This is a genomic window from Enterococcus sp. AZ188, from assembly GCF_050544075.1.
Taxonomy (GTDB): domain Bacteria; phylum Bacillota; class Bacilli; order Lactobacillales; family Enterococcaceae; genus Enterococcus_D; species Enterococcus_D entomosocium.
This window is the reverse complement of the sequence record NZ_CP172943.1, coordinates 817,938-834,769: the sequence shown is the minus strand read 5'-3', so window position 1 is coordinate 834,769 and position 16,832 is coordinate 817,938. Positions and strand designations below refer to the sequence as shown.

Here is a 16,832-nt window from a genome sequence, read left to right as displayed (position 1 = left end):
TGTCGTTTGTCACTCCTCCAGCGTCTTTGTATTTTTATAATTCCTTGATAAACCGTTTCTGTTCATGACTGCTGTGGTAGCCATGGTTTTCATAAAACCTGTGGGCAGCATGGCGTTTGACATTCGAATTTAATCGAATGCCGTGCATTCCTCGCTGTCTGGCTTCTTCTTCAATTGCCGACAGTAGTTTCCCCCCAACGCCTTGCTTTTGCACTTGATCATCCACTACTAAACCTAGGACATTAAAAAATCGCCCGGCAGAATAAACTGTTGAATACGGCTGTGCTTCAATCATTCCAACTGCTTTTCCCTCTATTTCAGCAACAAGCAAGAGATGGTCCTCCTCAGCTATGATCCTCTTTAAACCCTCGATCAATACTTCTTCTTCGATTGGATAGCCTAGTACTTTCGACAAATGAGCTAGTTCTTTATGATCAGACAATGCTGCGGCTCTAATTTTCATGATATTCTCCTGTCTTTTGCTTTTGGTTCGGTCATTTCTTTAGAAAGTTTAATTTCATTTTCAACTTGGAAAAATGGTAAGTAGTCGCTTTGTGCAACCACAATAGAAAACGGAAATATACAGACAGTATACTAGCGATCACCTTATTGTTTTCACTATCTTTTTCCCGCTTGCTAAATTCCTTCAAGTTATTTTGCTAAATCAATATTTACGTCTGATCAAATGAAATGAGTGCGTACTCGTTAGGTATATACCTGATGGTCGTATATTCAAATAATTTTCCCATATCATTATAGACCGCATTTTCCAGTATCCCCACACAATTATTTTTTCCTAAAGCTAATTCTTTAAAGTCAGAATCTTTTGCAGACTCAACTTTCATAATGGACTTTGATGCAGCGATTTTAAAATCTAAGTTTTGTTTGATATGGTCGTAGATTGATCCGGCTATGATTTTCTCATTAAGTCCCTTAACGATACTTTTTTTGAAATAACTCGTATCTGACATCATCGCTTTCCCATTAATGATTCGTAATCGTTTCACAAGGTATACTCTTTCACCAACCGGAAATGAAATTTTTTTTGCTAATGAAACATCAACAGTCAACTCGCGAAATTCTTGCACAATTGTTTTTTTTTCGACTTCAGTATCTGAGGATAGTGCCTTCAATCCTTGAAAATTGCCTACCTTGAATGACTTCTTGTCAATCTCGATTCTTTCAAGAATCACTACCCCTCTTCCTTTCACACTATAAACCAATCCATCTTCATTAAGCAGTTGAATCGCTCGGCGAACTGTATTTCTACTAGTACCAAATCGCTCAATTAACGCCATTTCGGTCGGTAAAACCATTGTATCGTTATAGAGTCCCTCATTAATTTCATTTTTCAAAGTGTCATATATATCCCGAAACTTGTTCACCATAGTTCCACCTCACTCTTTCAGTTAATTATAGCATGATATCATTCTACCTATACAAAAAACTTAAATTTGTTTAAACAAATACTTGATTATTTGTTTAAACAAATTTAAAATGAGCGTAACCGGTTAAAAGAAATAAAGAAATGAGGAGGTTTTAGTATGAGTGACAAACAGTTAGCAGAGTACATGATTGAGTACGTTGGTGGAAAACATAATATCAAAAATGTAATCCACTGCATTACACGTGTTCGTTTCTATCTAGTGGACAAAGAGAAAGCCGATACAAATAAGATAAAAGAGTTGGATAGTGTAATGGGCGTCGTAGAAGCCCAAGGACAATATCAGGTGGTTGTTGGAAACAAAGTAAATGCTATTTACGAGGAAGTAATGCGCCAGTTAAACAATGATCAAGCCTTTGATTCTACAGAAGGAGTGGTGGAAAATGATTCCAATAGTGATTTTCTTCAGCTATTTCGAAATGGCTTCAATCAGTTTATTGGCATAATTACAGGTTCAATGATGCCCGTCATCGGTCTTCTTGCAGGAGCTGGAATAATCAAAGGATTACAAGCTTCGTTGGTGACGTTTGATTTATTACAAGATAGTTCGCAATCTTATCTATTGATTAATACGATTGCAGATGGCATTTTTTATTTTTTGCCTGTCATCTTAGGTTTTACTGCAGCTCAAAAATTAAAGGTGAATCCTATTGTTCTGGCAGTCGTGGGTGCGACACTCATTCATTCAAATATAGTCACTATTGCTTCAAGTACAGCTGCGAAGGTCGCTATTTTTGGCATAGAATTCCCCATTATGAATTATACAGCTTCGGTTTTCCCTATTCTGGTCGCTGCTTGGTTAGCAACGTATGTTGAAAAGTTTTTAAAGAAAATTGTTCCTCTCGTGATTTCTTCCATTGTGTCACCAATCGTTGAAGTTCTGGTACTAAGCTTAGCCGTTCTTCTTATCATCGGACCAATCATAACGATTATTAGTGATGGGCTTGCATTCGGAATTAGTACCATTTTTGACTTTAACACGATTATTGGCGGAGCAGTCTATTGCGCACTTTTTCCAGTCTTAGTGGTCTTCGGCATGCACTGGCCATTGATTCCGATCATCGTCAACGATTTAACTGTCAACGGATTTAGTATGATGAATGCCTTCTCGTCTGTATTGATGATGGGTATTGCGGGTACAACTTGCTCAATCGCATTAACAACAAAAAAAGCTCAACTAAAACAAGTTGCCTTTGCTGCCACTCTTTCACAAATATGCGGTGTTGGCGAACCGGCAATCTATGGTATTCTACTAAAATACAAAAAAGTTTTCTATCTCGTGACCCTTTCAAATATTTTTGGTGGTGCTCTAGCAGGCTTCCTTCACTTGGTCAACTATGGATTTGCAGGTGGGGTTATAGGCTTTGCCTCTTTTATCAACCCGGTTGCAGGGATCGATAAAAATTTCTATGCTTATCTACTCTCTCATATAGGAACATTTTTGCTATCCTTTCTTTTGACTTGGCTTTTTGGTTTCAATGATAAAATGAACGCTGCAGATGAACTGTAAGGTGATATATGATGAAAAAAATAATTTGGCATCAAGTATTTTCTAATTACCAAGTACTAAACTTTTCTCCTAATGGACGTAAATTACGTTTGAGAATCAAGCAGCCGCTTTCTGGAAAACGATTAGCACTTGAACTTTGTAACCGCTATGATTCTTTTGATTTAAACGTAGAGTCGATAAAAATCAGTAGTGATCCGGGAAACCAACAATCCAGTGTTATTACCTTAGATAATCGACCACAATTCATTGTCCCAGCTGGGGCCACTTTATGGACAGATGACATTGATTTTACAGTAACCAAAGGAGCCGATATTCTGATAGAGGCATTATTTTCTAACGAGATCAATCGCGTATCTTCCTCGGCAAACTTGCTGTCTGATCAAGTAGTCCATTCGAATATAAGAGAAACCAATAACTTTATTTTTGGAATTACTTCAGTTGCTCTAGAAACGAAAGTTGATGCAAAAGTCATTGCTTTTTTTGGTGACTCTTTGACGAATCAAGGATATTTTAGCGATAGTGTCATCGACAATCTAAACAAACGTGGTCTGGTTGCAACAAGCTTTAATGCTGGCATATCAGGTAATCGTCTGACATGTGCTGGTTCAGGAATTTCTCGTTGGAAAGACAGCTTTGGCGTTGCAGGAATAAACAGGTTCCAAGCAGATGTCGTGGATCAAAAGCCAGATTTGATCGTTTCATTGATTGGGTTGAATGACTTATTTCATCCAGGAACGGGCTCTCCGCTTTCAGAATTACCTACCAAAGAGGAGTTGATCCAACACTACAAAGTTCTAATAAATCTGGCAAATAAAGCAGACATTCCGTTTGTTCCCCTCACGCTTCCCCCTTTTAACTATTCTTACAACCAAGGAAAGCCGAGTTGGACCGAGGAAAAAGAAGCTATCCGAACTGCGTTTAATCAATGGTTAATGACGCAAGAAAATACGATCGATATCAATGATATGGTAAGAGATCCTTCTGATAAAACAAGATTAGCTTCTGCATTTGATTCGGGGGATCATCTGCATTTTTCTCAAACTGGAGGGGAAATTTTAGGAAAAGCTGTTGCTGAGAAAATTCTTTACCTGTCATTGCTATGAATTGATAGACTCTCAACAAAAAACTGCTAAAAATAGCCGAAAATAAAACATACCTCCCGTACACATCTAGTTAGAATGTATACGGGAGGTTGACCTTTTAACTATGAATTTTCTTCAACTCTGCATTTGGATATCCTTACTCTCGATCACTGGCAATTACTCTACATACAATGTCACAAATTTTGCATGGCCTATCTTTTCAAGAGTAACTACATTCTTTTCCACAACAAGTGCTTCTTTTGTAGTTTCTTTTAAATCGACTGTTTCTACTGCGTTCACTTGATGGTTGAATGTGATCGTCGCGTATCCACCTTCATCTAAAAGCCCATTGTATAGACGCAAAATATAACCTGGACGATCTTCGGCTTTTTTCAATACACTCAGGGTCAAATTGCCATTGATCTCAAAAAGACTAAAGTTTGCCGGTAAGGTTGGTTCAACCGGTCCTAAAGTAAATATCAAGCGCGAATTCAGGAATTCTGCGGATTGATAAAGAGTGATCGGTGTTACTGCTTGTTTGGCACTCTGTGCAACATTTGCTTGATCAAATCCTTTAGCAAAGTAAGCAACAGAGAAATCAAAATGCATCGTTTTGTGGCACTGCGCAGCTGGTGTCGCAATCACTGATTCTCCTGAAGCACGCCCTGGTCGATACAGTAGATTCTCTTTCCCCATGAAGCCATAGGTTCGGAAAATCGTTAAGCGAATCGTATCAAACGCTTTCCCCACGATCTCATATTCACGTACACCCTTGGGCATGACTGCTACGCCATGGGATGCATCGAATAAACCGACAAACGATTGACAAGTTTCTATGGCGATCGGCTGCTCATTCCATTGCTCTTTATTAGCTTCCCAAAGAGCCATTTCTTTTTCAAACACAACAGGGCGCTGCAACGTGCCAAACTGTTGGTCAGCCAGCGAAAATTTCGAGGCAATTCCGGTATCAAATAGCACACATACCCGATGACTATCCACTTGTTGGTTTTCAACCGTTAAGTTGAAATCAATTTGTTGCGATTGTTTTTTCAACACGATCGTCAATTGGATCGGTAGTGAAGCCGAGACCTTCTTTTCTGCACGTTCAGCTAAATCCTTCGGAACCCTCAGCGTGAATACCACATCAATCTTTTGGTAGATTGCTGATTGCTGAATCGAGATCGTTGGTTGCGCATCAATTGATGAAATCACAAAATCTTTCACAGGTGGTGAATAATTGAATGAATCACCATCGTCGCCATTTTCTTCAATGATCCCTTGATTTTGATAAAGCACCTGATTGGTTTTATCTAGAATATCTAAAGAGCCATTGCTATTGACAGTGATCTGATAGTACTCATTTTCGATCGTATTGGTTGTAATCTCCTGCAATGGTGCGCTTGTATCACCTTTTAAATCAATTGTCAGCTGGGTATACCCCATACTCGGCACATCAGTCGTTTCTATGGCAATCTTTGCTTTATAGACTTTCTCCGGCAAATAGATCTCCTTGACTGGATCTAATATGTTCCCCTGATTCAACACATACTCCGTTTGGTCGGTAAGCTCTAAAATCGTATAAGGTAACGCCTGACCTGACTGGTCAAGGATCGCAAAATCTTTTTGCGGCAAATAAACCTCTGCTTCGATCACCCCATTACGTTTTGTGTCATAGGTATTGAAAAGCGTAAAAGTAATTTCTTTTGCTTGTGGGTTGTTGATTGCAGTAGAAATCTGTCGTAACATCAATTCGACAAGATTCATAGAAATATCTCGCGCTTGCTTATAGCGCATATAGATATCTTCGTTGGTCGTATCAGAAACACAAGAACCGATCGAATCATGCGCCGCATTTTCAAACATTAACTTCCAAATCTCTATGACTGTTTCTACGGGGTACTCAAATCCTAATTGCATAGCCATGGTTAAGATAGGCTCCATGACATTGACTAAGTAATGTTGGATCTGTGTGTTCATCGCCTTCAAATCAGGACGTGAAGAAAAAATCGTTTTGTGAATTCGCATCAATTTGCCGTTGATCAGTTCACCAGCGATTTCTTCCAACTCAGGATGGCGTACTTTGACCGCAGCAATGTATTTTTCGATCGTTGAAAATTGTAACTCATACTCATCCTGATACAGTTGATTCATTCGATCAACCAATTCTGGAAGATTTTCTCTAACTGGTGCTTGGTCGAAACCATTTGGAAAATACACTTGATCCGTTGCACTGCGCCCCCAAGTCGTTTTAAACGGTTCTTGATGTAAGAACTCTGCTAATTCTGCTTCTCGTTCAGGAATGGCACCGCCAATGTAGTACCCACTTGGGATCTGGTAAACATTGACCACAGAACCATCTTCTCCACGCCATTTGTACTCTGTGTGTTTAACATCGTCATCACTGACACCGCGCCAAAACATTGTGTCTGTGATACCAAACTCACGATAGATTTGTGGCATACTAGCTGCTTGTCCGAAAGAATCTGGCACATAGCCGACATTCATGTAGGTTCCGAATGCTTCACAAATTTTCATGCCATATAACATATTACGAACAATGCTTTCTCCCGAGATCACTAATTGATCGGTTTGTGTGTACCATGGGCCAATGATCAATTTTCCTTGTTGAACAAGTTGTTGAATCCTTTCTTTGTCCTGTGGGCGCCATTTCAAGTAATCATCTAACAGAGAAGCCTGTCCATCTAAAATGAAACTTTCATAAGGATCATCCTTTTCTAGTTGTTCAATGACGTTTTTTAGATCGTGCATCAAATAGATTTTCGAGCGACTCGTCGTAAAATACCATTCGCGATCCCAATGACTGTGGGGTACGACATGTACTGTTTTTTTCATTCAATCATTCCTCTCCCGTGATTAAAAAAGGCACGTAACGATGGGTGTCGTTCGTGCCTATTAATTTTTCTCAATTTTTTTACCATCTGGTACGCATCATTTGATCCTTACATAAATGCTTCGAATTTTGAAAATCGTTTCTCTTCAAATACTCTTGTTTTCTTCCCCAAGTCTTGTCCTTGTCAGATACCTTAAAGCGTTCTTGAAAAATCACCTGCTCGTGCCTTTTCTTTTGCTACTATTTAGCTAATCAGCCTTGTTACTTAGTTTTCAAAGCTCACTTCAATATCATCGAGGGCAATATCTTCTGTTTGTTCTTCTTGCTTATTGAAATTCACGAATAAAGGCGCGACAAAACCGATGAAGGCTGCTCCTGCAAATAGTCCAATCAAATACGCCCAACCGTTTCCAACAGTGAAGAAGCCGTAGATTCCCCCAACTGGTGGCATTTTGTCATACATTCCTAATGCGATCCCCAAACCAGAAGCAATTGCACCTCCCAACATGTTGATCGGCACAAGCCGTAATGGATTGACTAATGTAAAAGGAATTGCTCCTTCTGTGATTCCGATGAACCCCATAATAAAGTTATTACGCCCAGCATCCAGTAGCTCTTTGTTGAATCGATTTTTGTGGAACAAAGTTGCTAAGGCATATCCAAATGGTACCGCACAAATCGCAACGTTCACGATGATGGCTGGTAAATAGACTCCTTCCGCTAGTAACACATTTCCTGCCATCCAAGCAGCTTTGTTTACAGGTCCCCCTAAGTCAGAGCCAATCATTGCCCCCATGATGAATGCCAGTAAAATTTTGTTAACGTCATTTTCAATCATGGTTCGGATCCATTCAACCAAACTAGTATTGATCCACGCCAAGGGCTCAGAGAGTAAGGCGCCCATGACGATTGCTACGGACAATGTAGCAATCAAAGGTAAAATTACCAACGGCATCACCCCAGCAAACGACTCCGGTAATTTGATATGTTCTTTCGCCCACTTCACTAAGTATCCTGCTAAGAACCCAGCAATAACTGCCCCTAAAAACCCAGCATTGGTGCTAGAAGCGACTGCACCACCGATAAAGCCGGCACCTAGCGCAGCCTTATCTCCAACAGAATACGCGATAAAACCAGCCAAGACAGTATTGATCAAGCCGATTCCTGCCCACCCTACTTGTTCAATCAAATAAAGCGCATGTTTAAAGCCTTCCGTGTCAGCATAAGGATCTAAGCTTGTGATCCCCATACCAAGAGCAATCATTTTCGGAATGGCAACAACCAGTGAAGCACCAATAATCAATGGCAGTACAAAACTAATTCCACTCATCAAGTGGCCTTTTAAATCTGCTAGAACTCTTTTCATCATCCTTGCCTCTTTCCTTTAGTTTGCGTTTCTTTGTTCAACAGCAGCTACACATTTCTTCAGCACCGCTTCCGGTGCCTTGATACACGTATTGATATTTACTCGAATTTGCGGTTTTCCTTCAAACCGTTCCATCCCAACAACTTTTTGGTCAGTCGCTAAAAGCAAGAAATCCGCTTCTTTTGCTTCGGCTGCAGTGATCTCATTGACTTGCCCTAATGAGCCTTGCTGTTCGATCTTGACCTCATAGCCAAGTTTCACACCAGCTTTTTCTAAAGCTTTTGCCGCCATCGGTGTATGTGCCAATCCAGCTGGACAGGCGGAAATTCCTACTATTTTCATACAATTTTCTCTCCCATCATTTCCTTTTTGATCAATTCTGCTAAATAAGCTTTGTCTTCTGATTGTTGAATCTGCTGGATGAATGTCTCTTCAAGCAATGCGGTTGCTAGGCGACTCAACATTTGCAGATGCACCGTTCCTTCATCTTTTTTAGGAACCATCAAAGCAAACACATTTTTGACTGCTGAATCATCGAAGGTTTCCCATTCGATGGCTTGCTCTAAACGAATAAACAAAACGGTCGGTTCCAAAACGGGTTCAGCTTTTGCATGTGGAATAGCAAAGCCTTCTTGTAAGCCGGTTGAATATTGTGCTTCCCGTTCAATGAATGCCGCACATGTATCTGCTGCATTGGTAACGATCCCTGATTCATAGGCATGATGCGCAATTACGTGAAACAGTTCTTCTTTTGATGTAACAGCCACATTCAAGAAAATATTTTTTTTCTGAAAATCCATCTCATCTGCTCCTTTCCTTTATTATGAAACCATTAGCGTAATTCGTGTGGTTTATTTTCTGTACACGTTTAATTTACGGTTTCTAATTCACGATGTAAACACAACAAATTTCCAATTCAAGTGGCAATCATTAGTAAAGCGTTTTCCAAAATGATTGCCAACTCTTCTGGAAATTTTCGGTACTGGTGAAGCATTTCATTCTTATTCTTTCTATTGTATGATGAGAAAGAGCACGGAGGTGAAACAAGTGTCAAAACTTGCTTATCAACGATTAGATGATCTAATGGAAGTATTAACTAGACAAACGGCGCCGCTACCAATGAAGGAGTTAACAAAAAGCTTCTCGATTTCTGAGCGAACGGTTCGGACCGACATTGCAAATTTGAATGATTTGTTAACAAATGTGGGTGCCTCCATCAAGTTGATTCGAGGGCAAGGCTATTTGTTGTCTATTGGTTCAAAAGAACGATTTCATGACTGGTGGACTGAAAGTATGTCGACTACCGAGTCCCTTCTAACTACGAGTGAAGAACGACAAGCCTATCTACTTTTCCTTTTATTTAAGAATGAAAACCCTTTATCCTTAGATGATTTTCTTGATCGATTATTTATTAGTAAAAACACCTTTTACTCATACTTAAAAACGGCTCGAGACAATTTAGCGACCTATCAATTAAAAATAGTAAATCGTCCAAATATTGGCTTTGAAGTCTTGGGTAACGAATTCGCCAAGCGACAAGCAATCAGTGATCTTTTGATTGAAAAAGATCTCCAAGAGTATTTGGTGGGTTTTACGGAAATGGAACTTGAGTTGTTTGATACGATTGATCTGACCCGCTTGCAAGAATTGTCATTAAATCATCTGGCGCCCTTAGACTTGTTAGACTCTGACTACTATCATAAAAACATTCTTTCTCATTTTGCTTTAGCAATCAGTCGCTTTATAGCTGGCCATCAGATCAACGAATTTCCCTTGCACGTGCCCGCGCTCAAAGAAGACGCCCAGAAAGTTGTTGGTCACTTCTTAGAAGAAATCGATCATGCATTTGATATACAATTGACTGCTGGAGAAAAACAATACTTCATTTACTATCTTGCGATGAATGCACCACGTTTAGTTGAAACAGGCGATGCAAGCGATTCTTCCACGAAAACTGCGAAAGCCATTGTGGAAGAATTATTAACTGCGATCAAACAGACGTCAAACTATGCGTTAGAGACAGACAAGATGCTAATAGACGATTTGACATCTCATATTGAGGGCTTTATCAACATGAATCTAATGGATGCACGCCGTAGCAATCCATTGCTGGCAACGATCAGAAAATCTTTTCCACAGGCTTATGATTTATGTTTGACTCATTTAGAAACGGTAAGCCTGAAACACGGTTTTTATTTTTCTCCTGATGAGATCGGCTATATCGCTTTGCACATCGCAGGTGCTATGGAAAGGAGTTCCATCAGAAATCATCATAAACATCGCGTCATCCTTGTTTGCGGAACCGGTCGAGCCATGAGTCGTATTATTGAAGCAAAAATTATCAAGCACTATCAAGAAACGATCGAAGTCGTTGATCGCTTTTCTTACGTCGAGCTACAACAATGTGATCTTTCTGCCATTGATTTTGTGATCACAACCGTTCCATTAGAACAGTTCTCGGTTCCTTCTATTTACATCAACATGGCCAAGCTAGATAAAGAAATTGGCAAAATCGAACCGTTCATTGAAACGCTCAGTGAATCAAAAGATGGTATCTATTCATTGTTTCAAAAAGCATTTTTTCTTCATGAAAATCATGCAGATAAAGAAACCTTACTAAAGAAAATGGCGCAGCAACTGTACCAAAAAGATTTTGTGCCCCAAGATTTTTATGACAGTGTGAAAAAACGAGAAGCAATCAATCAGACCAATATTAACGAGTGGCTTGCTATCCCCCATCCCATGACCTTGATGGCAAAACGCTCAGCCGTTTCAGTGGCGATCATTCCTGACGGCGTTGATTGGGGAAATGGTGATTTGGTTAAATTCGTCTTTCTCTTTGCGATTCAAAAAGACGAATATGAAGATACCGAAGAAATCTATAGTCTTTTATTAGAGTTGATGGATCGTGAAGATATTCAACAAGCAATCCTGCAAAATAGTGACTATCACCACTTTTTGAGCTGTATAAAGCAATTATAAAAGGAGCTGGGGAATCCAGCTCCTTTTGTTGATATGACTAATCTTATTTGATAGCTCTTTTTCTCATTCATAGTATGCAAGATTAAGATTGTTTCTTGACCTTTAAAATTTTAAATATCATTAACAAGATGAAACCAATAATACAAAACAATCCAACGAGAACATATCGTTGATCTGCAGTTTCTCCTGTCTTAGGCAGAGCAGCACTGTCTGATTTTTTTATCCTTTTATTTTCTTTTTCTAACACTTTTGGCTTCGATATATTAGTGGAGCGATCATTTATTGAAAATTTGATCGGTGTTTTATCAATTTGATAACCACTCGGTGCTTTGGTTTCAATCAACTGATACTCTCCTACTTCTAAATTACTTATCTCAACCTTTCCATCTTTGCTCGTAACTATGTTTTTTTGTACAATATTTCCTTTCGAATCTTGCAGCTCAAACTCTGCATTTGCCAGTAGTTTTCCTGTTTCGCTGTCTACTTTTTTCAGAGTTACTTTCCCAAGTTTTGGTGATACATAAGTATTCTTGAAAATAATCGATTCTTGGTACGCTGGACTTGCCACTAATTGTCCAGATTGGTCTTCCACATTTACGGTTACATGGTATTCTGTTTGGTCATAAGTGATCGTGCTATCTGTCCCTGCGACTTCTCGGATCGTATACTTGTATGTGCCTGCTTGGTCATAGTCGATTGCATCGAAGTAAATTTTTCCGTTGGCATCATTGCTCTTGGTTTGAATCACTTCCCCTTGTTCGTCCAACAGCTGGAATTGAAATTCATCTGCACTTAGTGCTTTGCCAGTCAATTCTTTACTTGCTTCTAGAACCGCACTCCCTTTTGCGGGATTGTAGCTATTTTTAAAAACAGCACTGCCTTCATAGCTTGGACTTGCCACTAATTGCCCCGATTGGTCTTCCACATTTACGGTTACATGGTATTCTGTTTGGTCATAGGTGATCGTGCTATCTGTCCCTGCGACTTCTCGGATCGTATACTTGTATGTGCCAGCTTGGTCATAGTCGATCGCATCGAAGTAAATTTTTCCGTTGGCATCATTGCTCTTGGTTTGGAGCACTTCCCCTTGTTCGTCCAACAGCTGGAATTGAAATTCATCCGCACTTAGTGCTTTGCCAGTCAATTCTTTACTTGCTTCTAGAACCGCACTTCCTTTTGCGGGATTGTAGCTATTTTTAAAAACAGCACTGCCTTCATAGCTTGGACTTGCCACTAATTGCCCCGATTGGTCTTCCACATTTACGGTTACATGGTATTCTGTTTGGTCATAGGTGATCGTGCTATCTGTCCCTACGACTTCTCGGATCGTATACTTGTATGTGCCAGCTTGGTCATAGTCGATTGCATCGAAGTAAATTTTTCCGTTGGCATCATTGGTCTTGGTTTGGAGCACTTCCCCTTGTTCGTCCAACAGCTGGAATCGATATTCATCTGCACTTAGTGCTTTGCCAGTTAGTTCTTTACTTGCTTCTAGAACCGCACTTCCTTTTGCGGGATTGTAGCTATTTTTAAAAACAGCACTGCCTTCATATAATGGATCGTTTGTTTGACTTCTTTGGTTTCCGTAGATTCAATCATGTTTGGCGAATAAGTGATAGTCACTTCGCGATCTTTGTCCTCTGCTGTCAAACCTGTGACTTCCTCAATGCTTGTTTTGTCTGCGTGATAGTTCTTGATTTCAGGACTTTTCACTTCATCAAACGTTGTATCATCATCTTTGGCTTGCCATTCTCCATAGGTATTTTCCCCTGTTGCTTCATTCGTTGTCACTGTGCGTGTGAACGTGACCGTGTCTACATTGTCTGACGCGGCTTCTTTGCCGTCTTCATACATATAATGGATCGTTTGTTTGACTTCTTTGGTTTCCGTAGATTCAATCATGTTTGGCGAATAAGTGACAGTCACTTCGCGATCTTTGTCCTCTGCTGTCAAACCTGTGACTTCCTCAATGCTTGTTTTGTCTGCGTGATAGTTTTTGATTTCAGGACTTTTCACTTCATCAAACGTTGTATCATCATCTTTGGCTTGCCATTCACCAAAAGTTTTGTCACCTGTTGCTTCATTCGTTGTCACTGTCCGTGTAAAAGTCACAGTGTCCGTCTTGTCTGACGCGGCTTGTTTACCGTCCTCATAAACATAATGGATCGTTTGCTTGACCTCTTTGGTCTCCGTAGATTCGATCATGTTTGGCGAATAAGTGACAGTTACTTCAAGATCTTCTGATTCTGCAGTCAACTCATGACAGATGTAATAAGTTATCTCTCATAGTAGAATCAAAATTTTCAAACCTACTTCTAATGAAATGGAAAAAATCGTCATTAAAAGATTCTACTCCTTTTATATTCTTTCTCAGAAGTTCCGAATCTTTTAATATCTCTTCACAGTCTACAATGGATAAGCCAGAGATACTTTCATAAATAAAATAGCCCTCAGGATTATCAATGAAGCATTGGGGATAATTTTGATTATATTCAAGTATATCTGAAAGTAAGTCTTCAGTTTTTTTTTGGTAACTACGTGTAGGATTTTTTTCATCATTCTTATATTTTTGATACTCCACAGATCCTAAAAATTTTTTTGATTTAAGGGTATCTTTGTACTTATCTGGATAAAATAAGTACAAATAAATAATTGCCAATTGTTGTTCAATTTGTGTATGTCCTAGCTTCTTGTATTTTATTAATTCTTGTTTTAGGTAAAAACTAAATTGATCTAAGTCACGTAAATTTCTATTATCTTCTATAAATATTGTTGCTAAGCTTTCTTTAATTTCTAAATCAAAGATAGTACCCAATCTTTCAAAATAGTCTCCCCAAATTTTTTGAGGATGTAAAACATAAGGAAGTTCAACCCTTTGATCAATAATCTTTCTTAGATAGTCATTTTCATTATTAATTATATTCTCAAAATCACCTACAAAAACAATAGGAAGTTTATTATTTAATACATTGAAAAGCTTATATGCACTTTTTTGAGTGTCAGGAGAAATCCGATCAAAATCATCAATAATTAATACTTTATTTCTACATAAATAACTTCCGATACACGAATCGTATAATGCAGTATAGAATCTATCACTATTAAATTTAAGCAATTGCCAGACTGAAACAAACAATGCAATTATAGTAATTGGTAGTCTGAACGTGTGTATTAAAAATTTCTGCCCAAGTCCCAAATCAAACGCGGGTGTCATTAAAATTGAGATTACAACTGAGGAAATAATAGCCATTCTAAAAAGAAGATAAATTTTTCGGTTAATTCTAGAAGCTGCTATGTGAATAGTAGATCTATCATCTTTTAAGTTCCATAGGTCAAGAAAGATAAACTTTTTTTGTGATCTCCAATTTCTCTTTTTTCTTTCAATTTTTTCTACATTTTCTAGAAAGGTTGTTTTTCCGGAACCCCATGGACCATTTAAAAAATATGTTTTTTTCTGTTCAAGTAATTCTAAGAATTTTTTTTCAGCTTCTGAAGTATCAATTAAATCTATAAACGTTAGTTCACTTTTCATAAAATCATCTTTATCATCCATTCTATCTCCACTTTTCCTTTCCTCAAAAATTGATAACAGTTCAACGAATTGGTGCGTATTTTTTGTTCTTAATATGCTCTATTCCACAATTACTATAGAATTTTTACGCAAAATTTCTGCATGTTTTTTAAATCTTCTTCCCCCCATATAAGCGACTCTTTTTGGAAAAAATACGCCTTATCAAAACTGCTCAATTCATCCTGTTCACCAAAAAATGACGTCTCTAATAGTTCATTATTCAAAGTAGCACCTCTATCGGCATAATAGGCAAAATAATACAGAATAACTAACTGTATCTCACTGATATTTGCTCGTAAGAAACTGATGTAATCTCTTTTTAATCCTACATTTTCTTCTTCATCTACATTTGCATGGATATAGCTTAAAATTCTTAAAATCATAGAAAAGAAGGAGTCAATCGAAGCGTAATATCCATTGATAGAGTTTTCAATAGCAACTTTTTTATATGGTAATTCTAATAAATTCAAATTGCTAGTATCCGTGTAAAGCAATAGTTTTCCTATAAATTTTTCCAAATTCTTTTTTGATTTTGAATCAAGGAAATCGACTCTAGAAACAGCTTGTAATTCATTAATTAGCTTATTTAAATTGTAATTAAGCGTTTGTGGTCTTTCTGCAAACCTTTTATTTTTAATATTTTGAATTAAATCATCCTCAATCATAAAAACTACTTGTACCATATCGATTTCTGGTTGGATACTTTCATAGTCTTCCTCACCTACATGAAATTTATGAAGATATGCTGTCTGGTTTATGTAATCTTTCCTGATAGCACTTAAACAATCTAGAACATTCTGAGAATATTGTGTTTTTCTGGAATTAAAATCAATATCGAATTCTTTGATCATGTTCTCCAAAATTGAAATTAACTCATCACTAGACTCATATAATTTATCGATTCCCATTCTTCTTAATTCCAAAACACTATTATCAAAAATACTTTCTCTTAATTCTTCAAAATGGTTATTATCTTTCAAGAGTGTGTTCTTTTGATCATTAAAAAGCAATAACAAGTTAAAGAAGGTATTATCTACTTGCTCTGATTTTCTAGCCTTTCTCTCTTCTTCTAGCTCTTTATCTCTAGCTAAAATTTGTAATTCAAAGCGCTTCTTATCTTCTGCTAACTCTTTATTTTTAGCTTTTGTCTCCTTGTCAAAACGCTCCTTATCATTGGACAACTGGATTTGAATCACGATTAAGGCTCCTACGACTCCAATAATAGATCCAAGATATCCACCCCAAAAACCTAACCATCCATCATCTGATCCATTATTCATGGTGTCCCAATTAATAAGTACTTGAATAAATAAAGGGATTAGGACAAGTGTAACCAACAAAGCCCACGCTACAAATTTTTTATTTTTTTTCAAAAATTCCATTACATTCCTCCACTTTCCATTGTTAACTCGAATTATAGATCTAAACTTTTCACTGCGGTATCTTTATCTTCTTGCGTGATCCCTATGTAACGTAACGTTTCACGCTGGGAGGAATGGTTAAGCAGCGATTGAATGATTTCTGTTTTGGTTCCTTGCTTGTAGAGAAAGTAGCCAAACGTTTTTCGCATCGAATGCGGCCCAATATCTTTTAACCCGATTGCAGTTCCAGCATCATGAATGATTCGCCAAAGACTTTGGCGATTGAGCGGTTCGTTTGTTCCTTTGCGACTTGGAAACAAGTAGTGATCAAATTCCTGCTGAAGGAGCTGCTCCGGAAATTCTTGCTGCACATATTCTAAAATCGTTTTTCGCAATTTATTGGAAATGTACACCGAATTGTGTTTCGCCGTTTTTTGTTCCTTCATTGATAGTCGATCTTTTACCACTACTCGGCCACGAGTAATTTCTAACACATCGGCCAGTTTTAATTGACGCAAATCAGAAATTCGATACGCCGTATTGATCCCGATTGAAAAAAGAACCAAATTTCGTTGGCCATATTTTCCTGAAGCCAAAATTGCTTTCTTGGCATCGATCTTTTTTTTGTCTCGAATAGGTTCAACTGTCTTCATTTTCTCTCTCCC

General features: G+C 38.2%; 14 protein-coding genes. 3 read left to right on the top strand and 11 right to left on the bottom strand.

From position 1 onward, the window contains the following. Positions 1-34: 34 nt before the first annotated feature. Positions 35-463 (bottom strand): GNAT family N-acetyltransferase, encoded by a 429-nt coding sequence (locus IGI86_RS03835; protein ID WP_142963003.1) that lies wholly within the window; start codon positions 461-463, stop codon positions 35-37. Between the two features lie 208 nt (positions 464-671). Next, positions 672-1,388 (bottom strand): GntR family transcriptional regulator, encoded by a 717-nt coding sequence (locus tag IGI86_RS03830; RefSeq protein ID WP_144771955.1) that lies wholly within the window; start codon positions 1,386-1,388, stop codon positions 672-674. A gap of 156 nt (positions 1,389-1,544) precedes the next feature. Between IGI86_RS03830 and IGI86_RS03825 the strand changes: the two genes are divergently transcribed. Both IGI86_RS03825 and IGI86_RS03820 read left to right on the top strand, forming a co-directional pair. Next, positions 1,545-2,954, top strand: coding sequence for a PTS transporter subunit EIIC (locus IGI86_RS03825; protein WP_430617748.1), 1,410 nt, complete (start codon positions 1,545-1,547; stop codon positions 2,952-2,954). A gap of 11 nt (positions 2,955-2,965) precedes the next feature. Continuing rightward, positions 2,966-4,057 (top strand): SGNH/GDSL hydrolase family protein, encoded by a 1,092-nt coding sequence (locus tag IGI86_RS03820; RefSeq protein ID WP_236598581.1) that lies wholly within the window; start codon positions 2,966-2,968, stop codon positions 4,055-4,057. Positions 4,058-4,213: 156 nt separating this feature from the next. Here IGI86_RS03820 and mngB read toward each other — a convergent pair whose 3' ends face one another. The 4 genes from mngB to IGI86_RS03800 all read right to left on the bottom strand — a co-directional run bounded on the left by mngB (position 4,214) and on the right by IGI86_RS03800 (position 9,053). Next, positions 4,214-6,889, bottom strand: a complete 2,676-nt coding sequence (gene mngB, locus IGI86_RS03815) for a mannosylglycerate hydrolase (RefSeq protein WP_269924375.1) — start codon at positions 6,887-6,889, stop codon at positions 4,214-4,216. Positions 6,890-7,152: 263 nt separating this feature from the next. Continuing rightward, the gene (locus IGI86_RS03810) at positions 7,153-8,253 is read right to left on the bottom strand and encodes a PTS fructose transporter subunit IIC (RefSeq protein WP_060792679.1); all 1,101 of its coding nucleotides are present in this window, start codon (positions 8,251-8,253) and stop codon (positions 7,153-7,155) included. Positions 8,254-8,271: 18 nt separating this feature from the next. Continuing rightward, positions 8,272-8,595, bottom strand: a complete 324-nt coding sequence (locus IGI86_RS03805; protein ID WP_005225262.1) for a PTS fructose transporter subunit IIB — start codon at positions 8,593-8,595, stop codon at positions 8,272-8,274. Beyond that, complete coding sequence (locus IGI86_RS03800) at positions 8,592-9,053, bottom strand: PTS sugar transporter subunit IIA (protein ID WP_269924374.1); 462 nt, start codon at positions 9,051-9,053, stop codon at positions 8,592-8,594. Before IGI86_RS03800 ends, IGI86_RS03805 begins: the two co-directional genes overlap by 4 nt. A gap of 247 nt (positions 9,054-9,300) precedes the next feature. Here IGI86_RS03800 and IGI86_RS03795 point away from each other — a divergent pair, with 247 nt between their 5' ends. Further along, positions 9,301-11,235: a BglG family transcription antiterminator gene (locus tag IGI86_RS03795; RefSeq protein WP_413132682.1), complete on the top strand. Its 1,935-nt coding sequence runs from the start codon at positions 9,301-9,303 to the stop codon at positions 11,233-11,235. Positions 11,236-11,317: 82 nt separating this feature from the next. On the opposite strand, the gene IGI86_RS03790 is transcribed toward IGI86_RS03795, so the two are convergent. From IGI86_RS03790 to IGI86_RS03770, 5 genes are all read right to left on the bottom strand, one after another. Further along, positions 11,318-12,826, bottom strand: coding sequence for a Spy0128 family protein (locus tag IGI86_RS03790; protein WP_226818337.1), 1,509 nt, complete (start codon positions 12,824-12,826; stop codon positions 11,318-11,320). Next, positions 12,727-13,491, bottom strand: coding sequence for a mucin-binding protein (locus IGI86_RS03785; RefSeq protein WP_225001482.1), 765 nt, complete (start codon positions 13,489-13,491; stop codon positions 12,727-12,729). Before IGI86_RS03785 ends, IGI86_RS03790 begins: the two co-directional genes overlap by 100 nt. 1 nt (position 13,492) lies before the next feature. Continuing rightward, positions 13,493-14,788 (bottom strand): P-loop NTPase fold protein, encoded by a 1,296-nt coding sequence (locus IGI86_RS03780; RefSeq protein WP_269924372.1) that lies wholly within the window; start codon positions 14,786-14,788, stop codon positions 13,493-13,495. A 92-nt stretch (positions 14,789-14,880) separates the two neighbouring features. After that, a complete protein-coding gene (locus tag IGI86_RS03775; protein ID WP_269924371.1) occupies positions 14,881-16,188 on the bottom strand; it encodes a putative phage abortive infection protein in 1,308 nt (435 codons plus the stop codon). Between the two features lie 32 nt (positions 16,189-16,220). Beyond that, positions 16,221-16,820, bottom strand: a complete 600-nt coding sequence (locus IGI86_RS03770; RefSeq protein ID WP_430617747.1) for a tyrosine-type recombinase/integrase — start codon at positions 16,818-16,820, stop codon at positions 16,221-16,223. Between the last annotated feature and the right edge of the window lie 12 nt (positions 16,821-16,832).

What these genes read in the sequence shown, in the direction of transcription:
- IGI86_RS03835 (WP_142963003.1), bottom strand. Translation starts at nt 463, where the DNA reads ATGAAAATTAGAGCCGCAGCATTGTCTGATCATAAAGAACTAGCTCAT.
- IGI86_RS03830 (WP_144771955.1), bottom strand. Translation starts at nt 1,388, where the DNA reads ATGGTGAACAAGTTTCGGGATATATATGACACTTTGAAAAATGAAATT.
- IGI86_RS03825 (WP_430617748.1), top strand. Translation starts at nt 1,545, where the DNA reads ATGAGTGACAAACAGTTAGCAGAGTACATGATTGAGTACGTTGGTGGA.
- IGI86_RS03820 (WP_236598581.1), top strand. Translation starts at nt 2,966, where the DNA reads ATGAAAAAAATAATTTGGCATCAAGTATTTTCTAATTACCAAGTACTA.
- mngB (WP_269924375.1), bottom strand. Translation starts at nt 6,889, where the DNA reads ATGAAAAAAACAGTACATGTCGTACCCCACAGTCATTGGGATCGCGAA.
- IGI86_RS03810 (WP_060792679.1), bottom strand. Translation starts at nt 8,253, where the DNA reads ATGAAAAGAGTTCTAGCAGATTTAAAAGGCCACTTGATGAGTGGAATT.
- IGI86_RS03805 (WP_005225262.1), bottom strand. Translation starts at nt 8,595, where the DNA reads ATGAAAATAGTAGGAATTTCCGCCTGTCCAGCTGGATTGGCACATACA.
- IGI86_RS03800 (WP_269924374.1), bottom strand. Translation starts at nt 9,053, where the DNA reads ATGGATTTTCAGAAAAAAAATATTTTCTTGAATGTGGCTGTTACATCA.
- IGI86_RS03780 (WP_269924372.1), bottom strand. Translation starts at nt 14,788, where the DNA reads ATGGATGATAAAGATGATTTTATGAAAAGTGAACTAACGTTTATAGAT.
- IGI86_RS03775 (WP_269924371.1), bottom strand. Translation starts at nt 16,188, where the DNA reads ATGGAATTTTTGAAAAAAAATAAAAAATTTGTAGCGTGGGCTTTGTTG.
- IGI86_RS03770 (WP_430617747.1), bottom strand. Translation starts at nt 16,820, where the DNA reads ATGAAGACAGTTGAACCTATTCGAGACAAAAAAAAGATCGATGCCAAG.